We start from the raw sequence: 20,779 nt of genomic DNA, 5'->3' as shown, positions 1-20,779 counted from the left end.
GTTAGCTCCATTCGCGTCAGTTAATGGCTCTAACAAAACATAGAGGGTCTATCATGTCAATGTGCAGACCACAGGCCGGAGGGAACGAGTCCGGCAAGCCACGCTGACGGAGATACGGGCCGCCGCGCGCAGGATCCTGATCGAGCACGGCCCCGCCGCCGTGACGATCAACGCGGTCGCCCGCGAGATGGGCATGAGCGGGCCTGCCCTGTACCGCTACTACGCCAGCCACGAGGACCTGATCGCGGCGATGGTCGCCGACTTCTACCAGGAACTGACCGAGGTCCTGAAAGGCGCCAGAGACGCGCACGCCGCCGACCCGCCAGGGCAGCGGCTGCTGGCGATCTGCCGGGCCATGCGCGCCTGGGCGACCGGCCACCCGGCGGAGTTCGGCCGCATGTTCGCCAGCCCGATCCCTTTCGACCAGCGCCGGCCCGGCTCCCCGCGCCACCAGGCCGACGGCGACTTCGGCCACGTGTTCCTCGACCAGTTCGCCGAGTTGTGGGAGACGGGCCCCTATCCCGTCCCCGCCCCCGAGACCCTGGCGCCCTCGCTCCTCACGCAGCTACGCGCCTACTGCGCCGCCCACGACGACCGGCTGCCACCCGAGGCCGCCTACGTGATGCTGACCTGCTGGACCAGGGTGTACGGCCTGCTGTGCATGGAGATACTCCACCAGCTCGACTTCGCCTTCTCCGACGTCGAGCCGGTGTTCGAGGACTGCCTGCGCGAGTTGTGCGCGAGCCTGGGCGTCGACTACCGGCGCCGGTGAGATCACCCCTGGCAGCGGGCCTCGGGCAGCTGGCAGACCTTGGCGGTCATGTCGTGCGCCCAGCCGAGCACGTCGGCGAAGTGCTTGTCGGACAGGCTCCTGTTCGGCCATGCCGACTCCCCGTAGATCATGAGGGCCGCCCCCTTGCGCACCGCGACCTCGGCCCAGCCGCTGTGGAAGTACCGCGAGCCCACCATGACGGCCTCGTCGCCGAGGGCCAGAGGCTTGCTCCAGTGGCGGTTGCGATACCAGCCCTCGCCGGTGTCGGCGCACCGGCGCAGGTCGGCACGGATCTCACGCATGACCTTCTTCGCCGTGGTGGCGTCCTTGTAGATCACGAGCTGCTCCCCGCGGGCGTAGTCCTCGTCGGTGAAGTGGATCCACTTCGAGGCCACCCGGCCGGTGTCCCACCGGTCGCGGGCGCACGGATTGACCTGGACGACGATCTTGTCGCTCGACGAGACGGTCCACTGGGAGTTCTTCTCGGGCTGGAAGATCATGAAATCGGTCGGCACCACCAGGCCGACCAGCAGCGTGGATAAGAGCATCATGCTCGGTGAGATGCGGGACAGGCGCCTCGGGTTCGAGTCAAGATGCAGACATGGCAAAGGCAATCGAACAACCGGTCCCCGGCATCACCGTGGGACACGGCCTCCTGGCCCGCTCGCGAGGCGCGGCCCAGCCACTCGACAAGGTGGTGCACGACGGCGACACCATCAACATCGCGGCCGACGGCAACTTCGGCGTCAGGATGCTGGGAGTCGACGCCCCGGAAGTCAGCTTCGAACTACCGCGCCACGCCGACTTCCCCGACGACCCCAAGAGCTTCGTCAAGATCGAGCACCCGGTGTGGACGAGGTTCCTGACCGACCCGTTCGTCAAGGGCTACCCCGAGCTCCAGCTGCGCTCCGCCCTGCACGCCCACCTGCTGACCAGGCTCGGCCCGCTGGCAGCCGCCAACCACGCCAAGCACGCCAAACCCGCCACCACGGCGCTGCGCGAGATGATGGCCGCCGACATCGCCGAGCAGGGCCTGACCGGCGAGACCTTCAAGCTGCGCCTGGCCTTCGCCCACGAGATCCTCGACAGGTACGGCAGGCTGCTGGCCTACGTCAACCGGGAGCAGAAGCTCAAGCCGCGCCCCGATCCCTACAACGAGCGGCTGCTGGCCGCCGGGCACGTCGTGCCGTACTTCATCTGGCCCAACGTCGATCCGTTCGCCAGGCAGGAGAGCCACATCCTGAGTGCGGTCCCGTCGCCCGGCACCGGGCGCCAGATCGGGGAGAGCGGTGCGCTGGGGAGGGCGCGCCGTGCCGTACAGCAGGCCCGTCAGGCGGGTCTGGGGGTGTGGGAGCACGCCGACCCGCTGGCGGTGCTGCCGTTCGAGCTGAGGTTCCTGGCCGACCGCCGGGCGCCCGACCGTTTCGTGCTCGACCTGTCCGACACCGCGCGGGAGCTGCTGCACCCGCAGAGCTACTTCCGCATCCCGCATCCGGAGGACCGCCTGTTCGTCAACGCCGAGCACGCGCCGCTGTTCAGGGAAAAGGGGTGGTCCGTGCCACCGCTCTAAGGTGGAGCTAGCACCACCGACATTCACCGGGCCGCTGACTAGCGTGGTGGCCATGAAAATCCCCCGCCGGGCCTGGCACAACACGGCGCACCTGGTGACGGGAATCCCGGTCGGAGTGGTGCTGGGGACGCTCGCACTGCTGTCGCTGCTGATCCCCCGGGTGCTGCCCGCGCTCAACCGCGTGCAGCACTCGCGCTTCGAGTCCTTCCTGAACGCCGACATCCCGCGGGCCGACCCGGTGAAGCACCGGCGCGATCCGCGCCTGTGGCGGCAGGCCGGATACCACGTGCTGTCGCCGTTCCTCAGCGCCCTCTGCGCCTTCCTGGTCTGCGTCTGCTGGGGCGGCGCGGTGGTGGGACTGCTCGGCTTCCTGCACCAGTACTTCCAGCCCGCCTCGTTCGTCTTCCCCATCGACCTGCGCGACCCGGCCGTCGCCGGTGTCTACACCGGCGTGGGGGCGGCCCTGCTGATCATGACGCCCTACCTGGCGCACGCGCTGACCCGGCTGGACCTGTCGATCGCGCAGGCGATGCTCGGCCGCAGCCACCGGGAGCTGGGCCAGATGATCGAGACTCTGGCCGAGAGCCGGGCCGGCGTGGTCGACGCGGCGGACGCCGAGCGGCGGCGCATCGAGCGCGACCTGCACGACGGCGCCCAGCAGCGCCTGGTCTCCCTGGCGATGAACCTGGGCATGGCCCGCGCCACCCTCACCGACCTGCCCGACGACGCGCGCGACGCGATCGAGCAGGCCCACGAGGAGGCCAAGCAGGCGCTGAAGGAGCTGCGCGACTTCGTGCGCGGCCTGCACCCCGCCGTCCTCAACGACCAGGGACTCGACGCCGCGTTGTCGGGCGTCGCCGCCAGGGCGCCCTTCCCCGTACGGCTCCGCGTCGACCTGGGCAGGCGCCCGACTCCGACGATCGAGGCGGTGGCGTTCTTCGTCGTCTCCGAGGCGCTGACGAACATCGCCAAGCACGCCAAGGCCACCGGCGCGGAGATCACCGTGCGCACCGACGGGCGCATGCTGCACGTCAGCGTCTACGACGACGGCATCGGCGGCGCGGCGCTCGACGGCGGCACCGGCCTTCGCGGGCTCAGCCAGCGGGTCGACGCGGTCGACGGCACCTTCCTGCTCACCAGCCCGGTGGGCGGCCCGACCATGATCACAGTGGAGTTGCCGTGCGCGTAGTCGTGGCCGAGGACTCGGTCCTGCTCCGCGAGGGACTCGTGCGCCTGCTGACGGCGGCCGACATGCAGGTCGTCGCGGCGGTCGAGGACGCCGAGGCGCTGCTGCGCGCGGTCGACCAGCACGAGCCCGACCTCGTCGTGACCGACGTGCGCATGCCGCCCACGCACACCGACGAGGGCCTGCGCGCCGCGCTGGTCCTGCGGCGGCAACGCCCGAGCCTGCCGCTGCTGGTGCTGTCGCAGTACGTCGAGGAACGTTACGCCACCCGCCTGCTGTCGACGGCCACCACCGGCGTCGGATACCTGCTCAAGGACCGCATCGCCGACGTGACCGACTTCATCGTGGCGGTGCGCAGGGTCGCGGCGGGCGGCACCGCGCTCGACCCCGAGGTCGTCGCACAGTTGCTGATCCGCGAAGACCCGCTGAACCGGCTGACCCCGCGCGAGCGCGAGGTGCTCAGGCTCATGGCCGAGGGCCGCTCCAACGCCGGGATCGGCGCCGCGCTGGTGCTCAGCGAGGGCGCGGTCGGCAAGCACATCGGCAACATCTTCAGCAAGCTCGACCTGTCATCCGACGACGGCGACCACCGGCGCGTGCTGGCCGTCCTGAGATTTCTCGACGGAGTGCGCGTATGAAAGCCTTCTGGCTCCTGGTGGGCAGCCTGTGCACGGTGTTCGCGGTGGGCGTCGCGACCGCGGGCATGTTCGCCGGCTTCGCCGACGCGCGGGCGCCCTCGGAGACCGTCTCCTGGGGTGAGGTTTTCGACCGGCCCTCCTTGAAGATCGACGCCTCCGTGGGCGACATCGAGCTCACGATCGAGCGCGGGCCAGCCGGGCAGATCTTCGTGGAGAAGAGCCTCCAGTGGTGGGAGGCCAAGCCCGAGACCGGCGAGGAGTGGGACCGCAAGACGCTCAAGCTCAACTCCAGCTGCCGGCCGGACCACCATTCGGGGGAGATGAGCTGCCTGGTGCACTACCTGGTCCGCGTCCCCGCCGACACCGACGTCGAGGCGATCACCGGCACAGGCTCGCTCCACGTCAACAGGCTCCGCGGCAACCTGACGCTGACCAGCGAGAACGGCACCATCGACATGGCCGAGATCTGGTCTCCCCAGGTACGGGCGCGCAGCGACAGGGGACACATCTTCTCCTTCGGCATGCTGAGCGACTCCGTCGACGCCGAGACCGTGACCGGATCCGTGCGGCTCAGCTTCGACAAGGCGCCAGGCCAGGTTCGCGCCGCCGTCCAGACCGGCGACGAGATCGAGATCCAGGTCCCCGAGGGCACCGCCTACGACGTCTCGGTGGAGGCCGTGCACGATTTCATCGGCGTCATGAGGAGCGCGGAAGCCGAGCACAAGCTGACGTTGAGCAATCCCCACGGGACGGTCAAGGTTTGTTGCAGTTGACTCGCTGGTAGTTTCCGTCCATGGAGAGCGCGAAGCATGCGGGCGACGCAGCCGTCGCCGTTTCTAAGGCCTATGGCGTCGACACGATGTTCACCCTGTCAGGCGGGCACGTCTTCCCGCTGTACGACGGCGCGGTGCACGAGGGGATGCGGATCCTCGACGTGCGCCACGAACAGAGCGCCGTCTTCGCCGCCGAGGCGACAGCGCGGCTGACGCGCAGACCGGGGCTCGCCGTGCTCACCGCGGGCCCCGGCATCACCAACGGCGTCAGCGGCATCGCCACCGCCCACTTCAACGGCTCGCCCGTCGTGGTCATGGGCGGGCGGGCGCCGCAGTCACGCTGGGGCAGCGGCGCCCTCCAGGAGATGGACCACCCTCCCCTGCTCGAACCGATCACCAAGCTGGCCTTCACCTCCTCGGGAGCCGACTCGATCGGCCAGGACGCCGAGACCGCCTTCCGCACCGCCGGATCGCCGCACCGCGGTCCCGTCTTCCTCGACTTCTACATGGACCACCTGTTCGCCCCCGCCGGCGGACACCAGGCCGAGCCGCTGACCCCCTCGCCGCTGGAGCCCGACCCGTCGCACGTCGCCTCGGTCGCGCGCCTGCTGGCCGAGGCCGAGCGGCCCGTGCTCGTGCTCGGCTCCGACGTCTGGATGGACAGGGCAGAGGAGGCCGCCCGCGACTTCGCCGAGTCGTGGCGCCTGCCCGTCATCCCCAACGGCCAGGGCCGCGGCATCCTGCCCGCCGGCCACGAACAGCTCGTCACCCGCGCCCGCGGCACCGCCTTCGGCCAGGCCGACCTGGTGATCGTGGTGGGCACGCCGCTCGACTTCCGCCTCGGCTACGGCTGGTTCGGCGGCAAGGAGGGCGCGCCGCTCGCCCGCGTCGTGCACATCACCGACGCCCCCTCCCAGCTCGCCACGCACATGACCCCGGCCGCCACGGCCTCGGGCGACCTGTCACTGGTCTTCTGGAGCCTGGGTACGGCATGCGGCGAGGCCGGGGTCAAGCCCGACCGGTACGCGCCCTGGCTGGAGAAACTCTCCCTGGCCGCCGCGGCCTCCGTCGAGCACGACGCCGGGCTGCTGGCCGCCGACTCCGACCCGATCCACCCGATGCGCATCTACGGCGAGCTGGGCAAGGTGCTCGCCGACGACGCCGTCGTGATCGGCGACGGCGGCGACTTCGTCTCCTACGCCGGCAAGTACGTCGAGCCGCGACGTCCCGGCCACTGGCTCGACCCGGGACCCTACGGCTGCCTCGGCACCGGCCTCGGCTACTCCATCGCCGCCCGCCTGGCCCGCCCGTCGTCGCAGGTCGTCCTCCTCCTCGGCGACGGGGCCGCGGGCTTCTCCCTCATGGACGTCGACACGCTCGTACGGCACAAGCTGCCCGTCGTCATGATCTGCGGCAACAACGGCATCTGGGGGCTGGAGAAGCACCCGATGCAGATGCTGTACGGCTACGACGTCGCCGCCGAGCTGCAGCCGCAGTGCCGGTACGACCAGGTGGTCACCGCCCTGGGCGGAGGCGGCGAGCTGGTGACCAAGCCGTCGGAGATCGGCCCGGCGCTGCGCCGCGCGTTCGACTCGGGCGTGCCGTACATGGTCAACATCGCGACCGACCCCCAGATCGCCTACCCGCGCAACACGACGGGCGTCTAGGGGGTCTTGCTCGCGGATGGGCTCGAAGACGGGGTCGCCTCGCAACCGCCGAACTTGGCGATCAGCAGCATCTCGATCTTGCCCTTGGCGGGGTGCATCGTCCCCGGCTCCGGGTCCATCCAGGCGATCTTCAGGCATTCCTTGGGGAAGTTGGCGGCTTCCTCGCTCTTGACCACGAGCGTGAAACCGGCCTTCTCCAGGATCTCCTGGGACTTCACCACGTTGTTGTAGTCGACCGCGGGAACCTTGACCTTCTTGACGGCCGGGGCGCTGGTGGTCGGCTTGTTGGTGGACGGCGTGCTCGACGGCTCGTTGGTCTCCGTCGGCGTCTGGGTGGGCTCCTCGCTTGTCTGAGGCGGAGGAGTGTTCGTCCTGGGCGGCTTCGTGGGTCCCCTGGTCGGCCTGGTCGGCGGCGTGGTGCTCGGCCCCTTGGTCGGTTCGTCGGTGACCTCGGCCTTCTGGGGGTCACCGGTGATGGTCGGCGTGGGCTTCGCGCCGGGGAAGATCTCCCCGCCCGTCACCGCGTAGGCTCCCGCCCCGATCCCCAGGAACGCCACGATCGCGACACCGGCCACGACCCCGCTCTTGCCGCGCCGCTTGGCCGCCGCGCGGCGGCCGCGGCGGGTCTGCGGGGACGCCACATCCGCCACAGTCGTCGCCGAGGCCTCCCGAGACGGCTCAGGAGGCGCCATCGAGGCCCCTGTGGTCACAGGGGTCAGATCAGTCAGCTGAGGCGCCCCAGAGGCCACCTGGCGCGCCGCCACGCTCATGGCGGCCGCGCTCGCGAAGCGTGCCGCGGGGTCCTTGGAGAGCGCGCGTTCCACCAGGGCGCGGATGGCGGGCGGGATCTCGGCGGGCAGCGGCGGCGGGGTCTCGCGGATGTGCTTGAGCGCGATGGTGACCGGGCTGTCGCCGTCGAAGGGCCGGATGCCGGCCAGGCACTCGTAGGCGACGACGCCGAGCGCGTAGATGTCGACCGCGGGCGTGACCGGCATGCCCTCGGCCTGCTCGGGCGCGCAGTAGGCGGCGGTGCCGAGCACCATGCCCGCGTCGGTGAGGCGGTTGGCCACCTCCTGGCGGGCGATGCCGAAGTCGGTGAGCACCAGCGTGCCGTCGCGCTGCACCAGCAGGTTGCCGGGCTTGACGTCGCGGTGCACGATCCCCCGATCGTGCACGGCCTGGAGCGCGGAGGCGGCCTGGGCGATCAGCTCCATCGCGGGCTCGGGCGCGATGCGGCCCAGGCGCGACAGCAGCCGGTCGAGCGGCTCGCCGTCGACGAACTTCATGACGAGGTAGACGGTGTCGCCGCTCACGCCGTAGTCGTAGACGTCGACCACCCCGGGGTGGTTGATCGTCGCCATGGCCCGCGCCTCGGCCTGGAAGCGGGCGGCGAATCCGGGGTCGGACATGCGGCCAGGGAGCAGCACCTTGACGGCGACGGTGCGAGCAAGGACGGTGTCCTCGCCACGCCAGACCTCGCCCATGCCACCGGCGCCGATGCGGGTATCCAGGCGATACCGCCCCGCAAGCGTCGTTCCTTGGCCAGTCATCTCTCCCCCGCTGCCCCCTGTCTCACGCGTCTGTCCCACCCCGAGCACACCAAGAAATCGAACTTGTGTCGCAACGGGGTAACACGGAGGTCACGGAAGCCAGAGTTTACTCATGCGCATCCCCCGAAACAGCCTAAGTCGGATAAACCCTATCCTGCCGTCTCGAGGTGGGGCGTGTATGCCCGATCAGCAAGACGGAGCATTGATCGGTCCGTGCTCGACGCATCGCGCCGACCAGGAGGTAGGCGTCACCTGGACCTTGACCCGGCGCCCGCACTGCGAGCAGTACCTGGGCGGCTCCATGCTGCGCGCTCGCTCACAGTCGGCGTGAATCCGATCAAGGGGTGCCCCGCAGTGGTCGCAGTAGGCTGACGTCATGACGCTCGCTCCCGGTCTTCGCTCTTCGATGCTCATCATGGTCGAGCGTGAGGACACCGCCCAGAAACTCGGCAGCGGCGACGTCCCCGTCCTGGCCACGCCCCGGCTCGTGCTGCTGGCCGAGATGTGCACCATGCAGGCCCTGCGGCCGCACCTGGAGCCCGGCCAGACCACCGTCGGCACCCGCGTCGAGGTCGAACACCTGGCGGCCAGCCTCCTCGGCGCCCACGTCGAGATCAGCACCGAGCTGGTGCAGGTCGAGGGGCGCAGGCTCGTCTTCGCGTTCGTGGCGCGCGAACGCGACCTCGTCGTGGGGCGCGGCACGGTCGAGCGGGCGCTGGTGGACCGCGAGAAGTTCCTCAGCCGCGCCGCCGCCCGGTAGCCGGTGGGCGCGGACGACCGGGTGTCGCCGTCGCGTAACGGCGACCGGCCCCGCACACCGGCGTGGCGTCCCCCTGGACAGACCCCGGCCCCGCGCGGCGGGCGGGGGTGACCCCTGCCTGCCGTACGGCCGGCGAAAGGGACAGCGACGTCCGGGGAGCAGGGGGCCAGCGAGCGGGCGCGGGGTCGTAGGAAGCGTCAGAGCCGGTGGAACGGGGCGAGGCGGTCGATGACGCGGGCCAGGGCGTCGATGACCTCCAGGTCGTACTCCACGCCCGCCCCCAGCCGCAGCCGCTCCAGGGCCGCGCCCGCGCGGTCGCGGTCGGTGGATCCGCCCACCAGGTCGTCGTAGCCGTTGGCCGCCTTGATGATCCGGCTCGACACCGGCGGCTCCTCCGCCACCTGGTCGCACTGCCTGCGCACCAGCTCCGCCACCCGGTCGAGCACGCCCGTCTGCTTGATGACCTCGGCTCCCAGTTCGGCGATGCGACGCGCCTGCCCCGGATCGGTGAGGACGGTCGCCCCGCTCGGGATCGGGTCACGCAGCGACAGCTGCCCGATGTCGTGCATCAGCGCGGCGTACTCCAGCTCCAGCAGCTCCGGCTCCGCCATGCCCAGCTCCCGCCCGACGGCGACCGCGAGGCGGCTGACGCGCCGCGAGTGGCCAGGCTCGACGTAGCCGCCTACCTCGGTGACCCGGGACAGGGCGCGCACGGTCTGCAGATAGGTGGCGCGGATACCGGCATATTTCCGGAAGGCGACCTGGGTCACCAGCAGCGGCGCCGCGAACACCAGCAACGCCACCATGTCCATCGAGTGCGTCGCCAGCGCCAGCAGCACTCCCGACGCCGCCACCGCGGCCCCCAGCGGGAACGCCATGTTGATCTCGTCGCGTACGGCGACGCGGAAGGCTGTGCGCACCTGCTCGGCCCGCAGCAGGGCGGCGATGAACACGTCGGCCAGCAGCGCCAGCCCGATCAGCACCACCATGACGGCGAGCGCCGGCCACCAGTTGGGGTCGGGCTGCCCGGTGACGGGATCCACCTGCCGGGTGAAGTCGGACAGCGGCCCGGCCAGCGGCCGGAAGGCGAAGGCCAGCAGCGCGCCCGTGAGCAGGCGGCGGGCGACGGCGTCGAGCCTGGGCGGGCGCCCGACGGCGAGATGCGGCAGCGCCCCGGCGATCATGCCGACCGAGATGACGGCGACCACCTGGAAGGCGCTGTGCTCCAGGGGGACGCCGCTCATGTCGAGCAGCAGCGTGTAGCCGAGCGCGGCCGCGGCGCCGATGGGGGCGACCTCGCGGTTGCCCGGCATGGTCAGCCGCGCGAGCTCGCCGACGGCGATGAGCGCGCCGAAGCCGATGGCGACCTCGGGCCGCTCGGGGCCGACGGCGGCGGTGTACGCGACCCCGGCCACCGCGAGCAGCCCGGCCGCGGCGATGAGCAGGAGTTGACCGGAGTCGAGGCCTCGGATGGGGGTGTTCAACCGCTTAACACCTCGATGGGCATGGTCGGATCGTCGTGATCCTTGGTGGCCGTCTCCGCGGCTTCCGCCGGCACCTCGACGACCTTGCGCGGCGGCTGCCAGGGGTCCTTCTCGAGCGCCCTGATGAAGGCCGCCACCAGCTCGGGGTCGAACTGAGAGCCCGAGCCCTTGCGCAGCTCGTCGACGGCGACGGCGATCGGGCGGGCGCCCCGGTAGGAACGGTCGGAGGTCATGGAGTCGAAGGCGTCGGCCACGGCGATGATGCGCGCGAACTCGGGGATCTCCTCGCCGGCCAGGCCCATGGGGTAGCCCTTGCCGTCGTGGCGCTCGTGGTGGTGCATGATCCCTTCGTAGGCCTCGTCGAGGAAGTCGATGCCGCGCACGATCTCCAGGCCACGCATGGGGTGCAGCTGGATCGCGGCGTACTCCTCCTCGGTGAGCGGGCCGTCCTTCTGCAGCACCTTGGTGGGCACGCCGAGCTTGCCGACGTCGTGGAGCATGCCGGCGTAGCGGATGGCACGCAGGCGCTCGGAGCCCATGCCGACCTCCTGGGCGATCATGAAGGAGGCGAGCGAGACGCGGGTGCAGTGGCCGCGCGTGTAGTAGTCCTTGGTCTCGACCGCCTGGCACAGGGCCGCGATGGTGGCGTCGTAGGAGCGTTGCTGGGCGTGGTACTGCCCGAACGCCCACCGCGCGACGAAGAGCGGCAGCAGCACCAGCACGGCGGAGATCGACTGCACGGTCGCCCACAGCCCGGCCACGAGCAGGCCGAAGGTGCCGTAGCCGAGGTAGGAGAGCAGGAACTGGAACATGCCGCGGAAGGAGACGGCGCCGCCGGTCGCCAGCCGCACCATGACCAGGATGAGCACGATGTTGAGCGGCACGAAGACGGCCGTGGCCACGGCGTAGGGGCCGATCAGCTCGTCGAACTGGTGGGGTTGCGGCACCCCGCTGACGCCGCCGAGCGACTCGTAGGCCCATCCGGCGGCGAAGCCGCAGACGGCGAACTGCGCCCCGTTGAACAGGCGTTTCACCAGCGGAAGGCCGGGGCGCACGCTGACGACGGCGATCAGCCCGACGAGCGCGGCGCCCTCGGGCCCGATGAGCACGACGGCCGCCAGCGACGCGGAGAAGCTCACCGAGACGGCGAACTGCTCGACGTTGAGCAGCGTGGGCATCGACTCGCACACCAGGAAGAGGAGCGCGAGCACGAGCAGGATGTCCCAGGCGTCGCCGGGCAGCTCGAAGCGAGCGATCAGGAAGGCGGCCGTCGCCACGACGGCCGCCAGGTAGACCCTTGCGGGCCACGGCAATTCCCGCATTGCGGCCCCCCTGGGGTCAGGTCCAGGAGACCCCTGGTGGCAGGGCTTCGCCGGCCCCGGTGAGCACGACCACGAACATGACGGCGGCTAGCGTGGTGACGACCACCTTCACCTTGCACAACATGTGAATCACGCTACAGAAACCGTCTCGCGCAGGTGGGCAGACTCTGGAATCGCAAGCAAAGCGTAATCAAGCCACTACCGGAGGCCACTTCCGGGCCGCCCGATTTATCAGGACAACTCCGAACGGACCTGGTTGATCCGATCAAGGACCTTCGCCCGCAGATCGGCCGGAACCGGGTCGCACCCGCAGTGCTTGGCCACCAGCGCCTTCACGGCCTTGTCGAGGTCGTACTCCTTCAGGCACGGGCTGCACTCGTCGAGGTGCACCCGGATCTCGTCGGAGGAACTGTCGTCGAGCTCACCGTCGAGGTAGTTGTAGACAAGGTCGAGGACCTCGCGACAGTCCTTGTCGTGCGGGTCTCCACAGCTCATTTCGATCCCTCCGCCGGGACCATGCCGCGCTCGCGGGCGTAGTCTTCGAGAAGCGTCCGCAGCTGCCTGCGGCCGCGGTGGAGGCGCGACATCACGGTGCCGATGGGAGTGCCCATGATGTCGGCGATCTCCTTGTACGGGAAACCCTCGACGTCAGCCAGGTAGACCGCGATGCGGAACTCCTCGGGGAGCTCGGCCAGCGCGTTCTTGATGTCACCGTCGGGAAGGTGCTCGAGCGCCTCCACCTCGGCCGACTTCAGCCCGCCCGAGGTGTGCGACTCGGCACGCGCCAGCTGCCAGTCCTCGATCTCCTCGGTGCCGGACTGCTTGGGCTCCCGCTGCTTCTTGCGGTAGCTGTTGATGAAGGTGTTCGTGAGGATCCGGTAGAGCCAGGCCTTGAGGTTCGTGCCCTCCTGGAACTGGTGGAACGAAGCGAAGGCCTTGGCGAAGGTCTCCTGGACCAGGTCTTCCGCATCGGCCGGATGCCGAGTCATCCGGAGCGCAGCAGAATAGAGCTGGTCGAGGTAAGGCATGACATCACGCTCGAACCGCTCGCTGCGCTGCTCCAGAGTCTCCGCGCCTGTCGCGGGCACCAGGGCCACCCCCCTAAGATCACCGGTGGCCAGCTGTGGCGGAACACCGTACTCAGGGGAGGATACCCGTTCCCTGGGGTCGACCAATGTGAGCATGGTTGTCGCAACACACCCGCGTCGGAGCTTGTTCCCGCAAGATGGAAGGTGACGAACGACCCGGTGCGGGGAAAACCTATACGTACCGGCTGGTAGCCAAATCCTTAACCTCCAGGAGTCGCGTGTGCTGCCCATTCCGGCCGAGGAGCTGAACGGCTCAGGGACGCTCGGGCCGTACTGGACCTTCTACCGCGCCGTCGTCGCCGAGCAGCTGGCCCGCTGGCTGCCCGCGAGCCCCGCGGTGGTGCTCGACCTGTCCGGCGGACGTGGCCGATGGTCGGGCCAGGTCGCCAGGGCGGGGCACCGGGTGATCGAGGTGCTGGACTTCCGCCGCGCCGAACCTCGCCCGCACGACACGCGCGTGTGCCGGGTGCGCGCCGACGACCTGTCGTTCCTGCCCGACGCTTCGGTCGACGCGGTCGTGGCCGAGGAGCGCGCGATGTCGATCGAGCTGATGGCCGAGTCGGCGATGAGCGACGTGGCGCGCGTGCTGCGCCCCGGCGGGCGCGCCCTGGTCTGCGTCGACTCGCTGGTGCTCGGCATGGCCATCCTGGCCGAGCAGGAACGCTGGGAGCACCTGCGGGTCAACGGCGAGGTCATGCTCGTGCCGTGGCCCGACGGGAGCATCACCCGCTGCTACAGCGCCGGCCAGCTGCGCGAGCTGCTCATGGGCGTGGGGCTCCAGGTCGACTGGGTCCGGCCGCGCACCGTGTTGTCACCGTCGACCGTCGACCACGTCCTGGCCTCCGACTCCCGCTCGCTGGCGTGGCTGGTGCGCACCGAACTGGAGGCCCATCCCGACGACGACGACACCGTGGGCATCCACCTGGTGGCCAGCGCGACGAAGGTGGGCTAGCGCCGCCTCTCGCGCTTCGACTGGCACTGCACGCACCTGGCGGCCTCCGGCCTGGCCTCCAGGCGGCCCTCCGGCACCGGCTTGGCGCAGTCGACGCAGCAGCCGTACGCGCCCTCCTCGACCCGCTTGATCGCGTCGACCACGGACCTGCGCTGCGCCGTCGCCACGGCCAGCATCGCCTGCACGCGGTCGGCGTCGGTCAGGTCGGCGCCGGCGTCGGCGGCCGAGCGGTCACGCACGGCCACCGGGTCTCCCCGGAGCACGGCGATGGATCGGTCGATGTCCGCGAGCATGCTCTCCAGTCGCTCACGAGCGGTCGTGACATCCACGAGTCCGCACCTCCGGGTGGTGTATGGGGGGCAGCCCGGCAGCGGGGCTCCCCGGTAGACCCGCCCGGCACTGGTAAGCGCTGTGTTTCGCTTTGCTCACCGAATGCCCAGTTGGCATGGGTCTTACACCGCTTGTTTAGAAAAGCGCCACTTCTTCTTCAGGAGGCAAAGGCTTGATGAGGTCCGGCCCGTTGTTGCGCACGTTGTTGACGTCGGTCGAGACCGGATAGGCAACGAGCCTGCCCGCGTCGGCCGGCACCAGCAGGCCCCCTGCCGTCTTCGGATCGGTGAGCTTGGGGTCCAGCCAGTCGCCCCACTTCGCCTGCTCGATCATCATCGGCATGCGGTCGTGGATGCGCCCCGCCTCGTCCTCGCCGGTGGTCGTGATGACCGTGCACGTCACCATCCACCGCAGCGGATCGTCCTCGTCACGCGTCTTGTCCTGCCAGAACTCGTACAACCCCGCCATGGCCAGGACACCCCCGTCCTCGGGGTGGATGAAGTAGGGCTGTTTCTTCTTCTTGTCACCCTCGACAGGCATCCACTCGAAATAGCCGTCGGCGGGGATCAGGCACCGGCGCTTGGCGAACGCCTGGCGGAACGACGGCTTCTCCGCCACCGTCTCCAAGCGGGCATTGATCATCTTGGAGCCGATCGACGGGTCCTTCGCCCACACCGGGACCAGCCCCCACTTGACGACCCGCAACTGCCTGACCGCCCGCTCGGCCTCCTTCGGCACGCGGGACATGACCGCGTAGACCTTCTTGGTCGGGGCCACGTTGTAGTCGGGTGAGAGCTCGACCTCGGGGTCACCGTCGAGCTCGACCTGGAACTCCTCGAGGAGCTCGTGCTTCTTTCTCGCTGACGCGTATCGGCCGCACATGTCACCACACTGCCATGGACGGCTTTCGCTCGCATGTGCGAGGAGGGTCTGGGAAACTCAGAGTATCGAGAGGGACACGAAGGGATACGGATCCATGGTCACCACCGCTTCACGCAAGGCCCGCACCCGTTCCGTACCGGCCGCCGAGCCGGAGGAGTCCGTCACGATGCCCGCCCCCCAACCTCAGCCCGAGCTGACCACCCTTCGTGAGGTCTACGACGCGCTCGTGGATCGCACCGGGCTCCGGGCCGAGATCATCAACGGAAGGTTGATAGTGAGCCCCCTAGGCACTCCCGACCACCAGGACCACGTCGGTGCGCTCTACTCCGCTCTGCGCCCTAACGCATTGGCGAAGGGCTGGAAGATCTACCCGGGCCTCGACATCTGCATGGACGGCAGCAGAGATCCGTACTCGCCCGATCTCGTCATCGCGCCGCCGGACGCCCCGCGATGGGGAAACCGGGAACTCCTGGCCAGCGGCCTTGTCATGGTCGGCGAAGTGGTGTCAAGAGCGAGCACCACAGATGACCGCGAACACAAGCGCGACGCCTACGCCAAGGCGGGCATCCCTCTCTACATCCTGGTCGACGCGCTCGCCACCCCGCCCACCGTCACGATCTTCAGCGAGCCCAAGACCGACCGCTACACCGTCTCCGCCCTTGCCACGATGGGTGACCCCCTCCCCATCCCCGAGCCCGTCGACTTCACCGTCGACACCGCGATCTTCCAGTAACCAGCCCCCAGGGCGCCGCCCAGTAAGCTTTACCCATGTCCGCTCCACTCTGGCCCGCCCCCACGGCGACCGCGCCCGTCACCGCCACGGTCCCGCTGCCGGGATCCAAGTCGGTGACCAACCGCGCGCTGCTGCTCGCCGCGCTGGCCGACGGTCCGGGTGTCGTACGGCAGGCGCTTCGCAGCCGTGACGCCGACCTGATGGTCCAGGCGCTCACCGCGCTCGGCGCCGGCTTCGTCGAGGAGAGCGGCGACTACCGCGTCGTCCCCGGCCCCGTCCGCGGCGGGGTGAGCATCGACGTCGGCCTGGCAGGCACGGTGATGCGCTTCGTGCCTCCGATGGCCGCCCTGGCCGATGGCGAGGTGCGCTTCGACGGCGACCCCCACGCGCGTAAGCGCCCGATGGGTCCCCTGCTCGACGCCCTGCGGGCGCTGGGCGCGCATGTCGACAACGACGCTCTCCCGTTCACCTTGCGCGGCCCGGTGCAGGGTGGCGAGGTCACGATCGACGCGTCGGCCTCCTCGCAGCTCGTGTCGGGCCTGATGCTGACGGGCGCCCGCTTCGACAAGGGTGTCACCATCAGGCACGCGGGCGAGCCGGTGCCGTCGATGCCGCACATCGCGATGACGGTGCAGATGCTGCGTGCGGCCGGGGTGACGGTCGACGACGGTGTGAAGGACGTCTGGCACGTCGAGCCCGGCCCGATCGCCGCCCGTGATCTGGTGGTCGAGCCCGATCTGTCCAACGCGGCGCCGTTCCTGGCGGCCGCGATGATCTCCGGCGGCACGGTGACCATCCCGGCCTGGCCGTACGAAACCACGCAGCCGGGCGACTCCTTGCGTCATCTGCTGGCCGAGATGGGCGCGGGGGTCTCGCTCGACGACTCGGGGCTGCGCGTGACGGGCACGGGTTCGGTGTCGGGCATCGACGTCGACCTGCACGAGGTGGGCGAGCTCACGCCGACGGTGGCGGCGCTGGCGGCCCTGGCCGACTCGCCCAGCAGGCTGCGCGGCATCGCGCACCTGCGCGGGCACGAGACCGACCGGCTCAAGGCGCTGGTCACCGAGATCAACCTGCTGGGCGGCGACGCCGAGGAGACCGCCGACGGCCTGCTGATCCGTCCTCGCGCCCTGCACGGCGGCGTCTTCCACACCTACGACGACCACCGCATGGCCACCGCGGGAGCGGTGATCGGGTTGCGCGTGCCGGGCGTCGAGGTGGAGAACATCGCGACGACGGGTAAGACCCTTCCCGAGTTCGCCCGCATGTGGGCCCGGATGTTGGGGGATTGACCTGCGTCGCAGGGAGTACGACGAGGACGACGTACGGGTCAGGCCGGGCAAGGGATCGAGGCCGCGGACCCGGATCCGTCCTGCGCACGAAGACGCCGTCGAGGGGTTCGTGGTCGCCGTCGACCGGGGCCGCTACACCTGCCTGGTGACCTCGGGCAAGGGCAAGCGCGCCCAGTCGCGCACGGTCATGGCCATGAAGGCGCGCGAGCTGGGCCGTAAGGGCATCGTGGTCGGCGACCGGGTGGCCCTGGTCGGCGACGTGTCGGGAGCGGTCGACACGCTCGCCAGGGTGGTGCGCGTCGAGGAGCGCCGGTCCATGTTGCGGCGTTCGGCCGACGACACCGACGACGGCATCGAGCGCCCGATCGTCGCCAACGCCGACCAGCTCGTGATCGTCACCGCGCTGGCCGATCCGCCGCCGCGTCCGCGCATGATCGACCGCATGCTGGTGGCCGCCTTCGACGCCGAGATCGAGCCGCTGCTCTGCCTGACCAAGTCGGATCTGGCCGATCCCGAGGAACTGGTCGCGCAGTACTCCCCTCTTGACGTGCCGTACGTCGTGGTCCACAAGGGCGGTTCGCTCGACGAGCTGCGCTCGCATCTGACCGACCGCATCAGCGTGCTCGTCGGCCATTCAGGGGTGGGCAAGTCGACGCTGGTCAACGTGCTGGTCCCTGACGCCAACCGGGCGGTCTCCCACGTCAACGCCGTCACCGGGCGCGGCAGGCACACCTCCACCTCGGCGGTCGCGCTGCAGTTGCCCGAGGGCGGGTGGATCATCGACACGCCCGGCGTGCGCAGCTTCGGCCTGGCCCACATCTCGGTCGAGACGGTGCTCGCCTCCTTCCCCGACCTCAACGAGGGCACGGTCGGGTGCCCCAAGGGCTGCACCCATCTCGACGCGGCGTGCGCGCTCGACGCGTGGGTGGCCGCCGGCCATGCCGACCAGGCCAGGCTCGCCTCCTTGCGCCGCCTGCTGTCCAGCCGCGACGGCGCTCCCGAGGTCTGACGGCCGGTGGGCTGGCGGGGGTGGGTGACGGTCGCGCCCGGCCGGTTGCTGTTCGGCGGCCACATCGGCCCGGCGGGCCTGCACGTCCACTACGCGGCGCAGCTGCTGGTGGGCAGGGGCCTGGTCCTGCGTGACGCCGACGGCGCCGAGGTGAGGTGCGACGCGGCGCTGATCCCGCCGAACGTCCCGCACGCCATCGTCGCCGACGAGGGCGAGGGCCTGCTGGCGCTCGTCGACCCGGCGTCGGGCCGCGTGCCGCGCTCGTCGTCGGGCGCGGAGAGCTGGCCGCTCGACCTGCGGGCGCCGTCGAACGACCTGGCCTCGCTCCAGGCGATCGTGACCGGCGTCTTCGGCCCCGCGGGCGAGGGCCCGCGCCATCCGGCCCTGGTGGCGGCGATCGCGGCCCTGCCGAGCCTGCTGCACGAGCGGGTACGGCTGGCGGACGTGGCGCGTCTGGCGGGCGTGTCGCAGAGCCGGCTGTCGCACCTGTTCACCGAGGAGCTCGGCCTGCCCTTCCGCCCCTACGTGTTGTGGGCGCGGCTGCACAGGGCGCTGGCCTCGCTCGCCGGGGGACTCTCGCTGACCGAGGCCGCCCACGCGGCTGGCTTCTCGGACGCCGCCCACATGACCAGGACGTTCAGGCGCATGATGGGCTCCCCTCCGTCGGCCCTGGCGGCGGGGGTCCGCTGGCTGGAGTAGCAGGTTCGTTCAAGCCACGGCCCCGGCGCCGGGGCGAGCCTGGTCCCATGACGGATTTCCTGATCATCGGAGCCGGCCAGGCCGGGCTCGCCATGGCCCGCGAGCTGCGGCTGACCGGCGCCGACGTGCTGCTTCTCGACGAACGTTCCAAGGTCGGCCAGTCCTGGCGCGACCGGTGGGACTCGCTGCGGCTGTTCACCTCCGCGCGCCGCAGCGCCCTGCCGGGCCTGCCCTTTCCCGGCCCCGCCGACGCCTATCCCACCAAGGACGAGGTCGCCGGCTATCTCGCCGCCTACGCCGAACGTTTCTCCCTGCCGATCCGCCACGACACGAGGGTGCTCGGGCTGAGCCGTACGGCAGGCGGCGGGTTCCTGGCGACGACCGCGACGGGCGAGGTGGCGGCCCGCTCCGTGATCGTGGCGACGGGCCCCTTCCAGCGGCCGCGCATCCCGCGCATCGAGGTGCCGCCCGGCGTCGTGGCGATCCACAGCTCCGCCTACACCGGCGTGCGGGATCTGCCGGGCGGCTCGGTGCTCGTCGCGGGGGCGGGCAACTCCGGGGTGCAGATCGCCGAGGAGCTGGCCAGGGCCGGGCGGAGGGTCACGCTGGCCGTGGGCAGGAGCATGGCGGTGCTGCCGCAGCGGGTGTTCGGCCGCGATGTGTTCGACCTGCTCGACCGGCTGGGCACCATGCGCGCCCCGGCCTCCGGTCTGGTGGGCAGGATCGTGCGGCGGCGCGAACCGCTGATCGGGCTGGGCCCGAGGGGGCTGCGCCGGCTCGGCGTCGAGGTGACGGGCCGGGTCACGTCGGTCACCGGCGTGGACGCCGTGGTGTGGGCGACGGGCTTCCGCCAGGACTTCTCCTGGATCGACGTCCCCGGCGCCCTCGACGACGGCAGGCCGGTCCACGACGAGGGGGTCTGCAGTGTCCCCGGCCTGGCCTTCATCGGCCTGCCCTACCTGCGCAACCGGGGCTCGGCCCTGCTCGGCTGGGTCGGGGAGGACGCGGCCGCTCTGGCGGGGCGCCTCACCGGTTCGGGCGGAGCGTCCAGTCGACGGTGAGCTCGCTGACGACGACGTCGTCGGCGTTGCGCAGTTCCACGGCCACCTCGAACGTGGGCCGCTTGCCCGCGTCGAGGAGTTCCAGGACCGCCGCCCGGTCGGCGCGCACGTGGGCGGTGGCGACGATCTCGCCGAGGGCCAGTTTCAGGTACTTCACGGTCGAGACGGTCACCAGCGGCGTCGCGCGGGAGAGCTGGTCGGCGAAGACGGAGAGCATGGCCGCCCCCGAGGCCGACTCGGCCAGGGTGAAGAGCGCTCCCGCGTGCGGCCCGCCCACGTGGTTGCGCAGTTCGGGACGGTCGGCGACCCGGCAGACGGCCATGCCGTCGGCGACCGAGTCGAAGGTGATGCCCAGCGTGCGCGCGAAGGGCACGGTCTCCAGCAGGAGCGCGCCAACGTCTGTCGTCATGCCCCCAATGCTACTCACGAGTAACCCGGTCTCCGTCTAGCAAATGTTGATCTCTCCGGTTATGGTCGAGAACGGAAAGAAAGCTTCATCCATGGAGGTATGGTGGGCAAGAAGTTTCACGCACTGGCCTTACCGATCGCCGCGGCCACCCTGGCCGCCCTGAGCACGCCCGCCCAGGCGGCAGTGGGCTACGACCGGTGCCAGGAGGGCTACTACTGCCTCTTCTCCGGCCTCGACGGCACGGGCGACATCGTCCAGCTTCAGGGCAACACCCCCAACCTGGCCGCCCTGGGCATGGGCGACCGCGCCAAGTCCGACTGGAACCGCACCGACACGCTCATCCATCTCCACACCCAGCCCGACTACGGCGGCTGCACGGCCGTCACGAGCCCGCGGGGCAAGGGCAACTTCTACATCACCTTCCGCGACGCCTTCGACTCCGTCCGCTTCGGCGGGCCCAACGGTCCCTCCTGCTCGATCTGGGAGGACGACGAGTACCTGGTCAAGCGCGCGGCGGCCACCGACTCGCACGGCTGACCCCTCGCCGGTGCCCTTCGGCACGCCCGAAGGGCACTAGGTATGTCCGGGTTGGCGCGATAGCG

At 70.4% G+C, this 20,779-nt stretch carries 23 protein-coding genes; 14 read left to right on the top strand and 9 right to left on the bottom strand.

What is annotated here, in order from left to right:
* Positions 1 to 61: 61 nt before the first annotated feature.
* The gene (locus ACIBH1_RS17120; RefSeq protein WP_397314721.1) at positions 62 to 772 is read left to right on the top strand and encodes a TetR/AcrR family transcriptional regulator; all 711 of its coding nucleotides are present in this window, start codon (positions 62 to 64) and stop codon (positions 770 to 772) included.
* Positions 773 to 774: 2 nt separating this feature from the next.
* On the opposite strand, the gene ACIBH1_RS17115 is transcribed toward ACIBH1_RS17120, so the two are convergent.
* Positions 775 to 1,323: a hypothetical protein gene (locus ACIBH1_RS17115; RefSeq protein ID WP_397314720.1), complete on the bottom strand. Its 549-nt coding sequence runs from the start codon at positions 1,321 to 1,323 to the stop codon at positions 775 to 777.
* A 50-nt stretch (positions 1,324 to 1,373) separates the two neighbouring features.
* On the opposite strand from ACIBH1_RS17115, the gene ACIBH1_RS17110 reads away from it, so the two are divergent.
* Genes ACIBH1_RS17110 through ACIBH1_RS17090 form a run of 5 tightly spaced genes read left to right on the top strand, consistent with a single transcriptional unit; the run spans position 1,374 to position 6,606 of the window.
* Complete coding sequence (locus ACIBH1_RS17110; protein ID WP_397314719.1) at positions 1,374 to 2,342, top strand: thermonuclease family protein; 969 nt, start codon at positions 1,374 to 1,376, stop codon at positions 2,340 to 2,342.
* Positions 2,343 to 2,394: 52 nt separating this feature from the next.
* Entirely contained in the window at positions 2,395 to 3,531 is a 1,137-nt protein-coding gene (locus tag ACIBH1_RS17105) for a histidine kinase (protein ID WP_397314717.1), read from the top strand.
* Positions 3,522 to 4,166, top strand: coding sequence for a response regulator (locus tag ACIBH1_RS17100; protein ID WP_397314715.1), 645 nt, complete (start codon positions 3,522 to 3,524; stop codon positions 4,164 to 4,166). The genes ACIBH1_RS17105 and ACIBH1_RS17100 overlap by 10 nt, the downstream gene beginning before the upstream one ends.
* Positions 4,163 to 4,939 carry a hypothetical protein gene (locus tag ACIBH1_RS17095; protein ID WP_397314714.1) on the top strand — a complete coding sequence of 259 codons (777 nt, stop codon included), beginning with the start codon at positions 4,163 to 4,165 and terminating at the stop codon, positions 4,937 to 4,939. Before ACIBH1_RS17100 ends, ACIBH1_RS17095 begins: the two co-directional genes overlap by 4 nt.
* 20 nt (positions 4,940 to 4,959) lie before the next feature.
* The gene (locus ACIBH1_RS17090) at positions 4,960 to 6,606 is read left to right on the top strand and encodes an acetolactate synthase (RefSeq protein ID WP_397314713.1); all 1,647 of its coding nucleotides are present in this window, start codon (positions 4,960 to 4,962) and stop codon (positions 6,604 to 6,606) included.
* Here the strand turns inward: ACIBH1_RS17090 and ACIBH1_RS17085 are convergent.
* Positions 6,603 to 8,156, bottom strand: a complete 1,554-nt coding sequence (locus tag ACIBH1_RS17085) for a protein kinase (protein WP_397314712.1) — start codon at positions 8,154 to 8,156, stop codon at positions 6,603 to 6,605. The genes ACIBH1_RS17090 and ACIBH1_RS17085 overlap by 4 nt on opposite strands.
* 376 nt (positions 8,157 to 8,532) lie before the next feature.
* Between ACIBH1_RS17085 and ACIBH1_RS17080 the strand changes: the two genes are divergently transcribed.
* The gene (locus ACIBH1_RS17080; protein ID WP_397314711.1) at positions 8,533 to 8,916 is read left to right on the top strand and encodes a thioesterase family protein; all 384 of its coding nucleotides are present in this window, start codon (positions 8,533 to 8,535) and stop codon (positions 8,914 to 8,916) included.
* 197 nt (positions 8,917 to 9,113) lie between these two features.
* Here the strand turns inward: ACIBH1_RS17080 and ACIBH1_RS17075 are convergent, their stop codons facing one another.
* The 4 genes from ACIBH1_RS17075 to ACIBH1_RS17060 form a co-directional block, all read right to left on the bottom strand.
* Positions 9,114 to 10,400: an HD-GYP domain-containing protein gene (locus ACIBH1_RS17075; RefSeq protein ID WP_397314710.1), complete on the bottom strand. Its 1,287-nt coding sequence runs from the start codon at positions 10,398 to 10,400 to the stop codon at positions 9,114 to 9,116.
* Positions 10,397 to 11,722: an HD-GYP domain-containing protein gene (locus ACIBH1_RS17070; protein WP_397314709.1), complete on the bottom strand. Its 1,326-nt coding sequence runs from the start codon at positions 11,720 to 11,722 to the stop codon at positions 10,397 to 10,399. Before ACIBH1_RS17070 ends, ACIBH1_RS17075 begins: the two co-directional genes overlap by 4 nt.
* Before the next feature lie 231 nt (positions 11,723 to 11,953).
* Positions 11,954 to 12,217: a mycothiol system anti-sigma-R factor gene (rsrA, locus tag ACIBH1_RS17065; RefSeq protein WP_181612987.1), complete on the bottom strand. Its 264-nt coding sequence runs from the start codon at positions 12,215 to 12,217 to the stop codon at positions 11,954 to 11,956.
* On the bottom strand, positions 12,214 to 12,819 hold the full coding sequence (locus ACIBH1_RS17060; protein ID WP_181612988.1) for a sigma-70 family RNA polymerase sigma factor: 606 nt from the start codon (positions 12,817 to 12,819) through the stop codon (positions 12,214 to 12,216). Before ACIBH1_RS17060 ends, rsrA begins: the two co-directional genes overlap by 4 nt.
* A 211-nt stretch (positions 12,820 to 13,030) precedes the next feature.
* On the opposite strand from ACIBH1_RS17060, the gene ACIBH1_RS17055 reads away from it, so the two are divergent.
* Positions 13,031 to 13,762 (top strand): class I SAM-dependent methyltransferase, encoded by a 732-nt coding sequence (locus ACIBH1_RS17055; RefSeq protein ID WP_397314708.1) that lies wholly within the window; start codon positions 13,031 to 13,033, stop codon positions 13,760 to 13,762.
* Here ACIBH1_RS17055 and ACIBH1_RS17050 read toward each other — a convergent pair.
* Together ACIBH1_RS17050 and ACIBH1_RS17045 are read right to left on the bottom strand one after the other, a co-directional pair.
* Complete coding sequence (locus ACIBH1_RS17050; RefSeq protein WP_397314707.1) at positions 13,759 to 14,091, bottom strand: TraR/DksA family transcriptional regulator; 333 nt, start codon at positions 14,089 to 14,091, stop codon at positions 13,759 to 13,761. The genes ACIBH1_RS17055 and ACIBH1_RS17050 overlap by 4 nt on opposite strands.
* Positions 14,092 to 14,227: 136 nt before the next feature.
* On the bottom strand, positions 14,228 to 14,974 hold the full coding sequence (locus ACIBH1_RS17045; RefSeq protein ID WP_397314706.1) for an SOS response-associated peptidase: 747 nt from the start codon (positions 14,972 to 14,974) through the stop codon (positions 14,228 to 14,230).
* Between the two features lie 94 nt (positions 14,975 to 15,068).
* Here ACIBH1_RS17045 and ACIBH1_RS17040 point away from each other — a divergent pair, with 94 nt between their 5' ends.
* From ACIBH1_RS17040 to ACIBH1_RS17020, 5 genes are read left to right on the top strand one after another with little or no spacing between them, the layout of a single operon-like run.
* Complete coding sequence (locus ACIBH1_RS17040; RefSeq protein ID WP_397314705.1) at positions 15,069 to 15,707, top strand: Uma2 family endonuclease; 639 nt, start codon at positions 15,069 to 15,071, stop codon at positions 15,705 to 15,707.
* Positions 15,708 to 15,742: 35 nt separating this feature from the next.
* Positions 15,743 to 16,999 (top strand): 3-phosphoshikimate 1-carboxyvinyltransferase, encoded by a 1,257-nt coding sequence (gene aroA / locus ACIBH1_RS17035; protein ID WP_397314704.1) that lies wholly within the window; start codon positions 15,743 to 15,745, stop codon positions 16,997 to 16,999.
* Position 17,000: 1 nt separating this feature from the next.
* Positions 17,001 to 18,008 (top strand): ribosome small subunit-dependent GTPase A, encoded by a 1,008-nt coding sequence (gene rsgA, locus ACIBH1_RS17030; protein WP_397315323.1) that lies wholly within the window; start codon positions 17,001 to 17,003, stop codon positions 18,006 to 18,008.
* 24 nt (positions 18,009 to 18,032) lie between these two features.
* Positions 18,033 to 18,707 (top strand): AraC family transcriptional regulator, encoded by a 675-nt coding sequence (locus ACIBH1_RS17025; RefSeq protein WP_397314703.1) that lies wholly within the window; start codon positions 18,033 to 18,035, stop codon positions 18,705 to 18,707.
* A 47-nt stretch (positions 18,708 to 18,754) separates the two neighbouring features.
* Complete coding sequence (locus tag ACIBH1_RS17020) at positions 18,755 to 19,768, top strand: flavin-containing monooxygenase (protein WP_397314702.1); 1,014 nt, start codon at positions 18,755 to 18,757, stop codon at positions 19,766 to 19,768.
* On the opposite strand, the gene ACIBH1_RS17015 is transcribed toward ACIBH1_RS17020, so the two are convergent.
* Positions 19,734 to 20,177, bottom strand: a complete 444-nt coding sequence (locus ACIBH1_RS17015; RefSeq protein WP_397314701.1) for a DUF4442 domain-containing protein — start codon at positions 20,175 to 20,177, stop codon at positions 19,734 to 19,736. The genes ACIBH1_RS17020 and ACIBH1_RS17015 overlap by 35 nt on opposite strands.
* Positions 20,178 to 20,279: 102 nt before the next feature.
* Here ACIBH1_RS17015 and ACIBH1_RS17010 point away from each other — a divergent pair, with 102 nt between their 5' ends.
* Entirely contained in the window at positions 20,280 to 20,714 is a 435-nt protein-coding gene (locus tag ACIBH1_RS17010; RefSeq protein ID WP_397314700.1) for a peptidase inhibitor family I36 protein, read from the top strand.
* Positions 20,715 to 20,779: the final 65 nt, after the last annotated feature.

It is taken from the genome of Nonomuraea sp. NPDC050663, from assembly GCF_044456985.1.
Classification (GTDB): domain Bacteria; phylum Actinomycetota; class Actinomycetes; order Streptosporangiales; family Streptosporangiaceae; genus Nonomuraea.
Note: the sequence above shows the minus strand (reverse complement) of the source record. Positions and strands in the feature narration are given on the sequence as shown.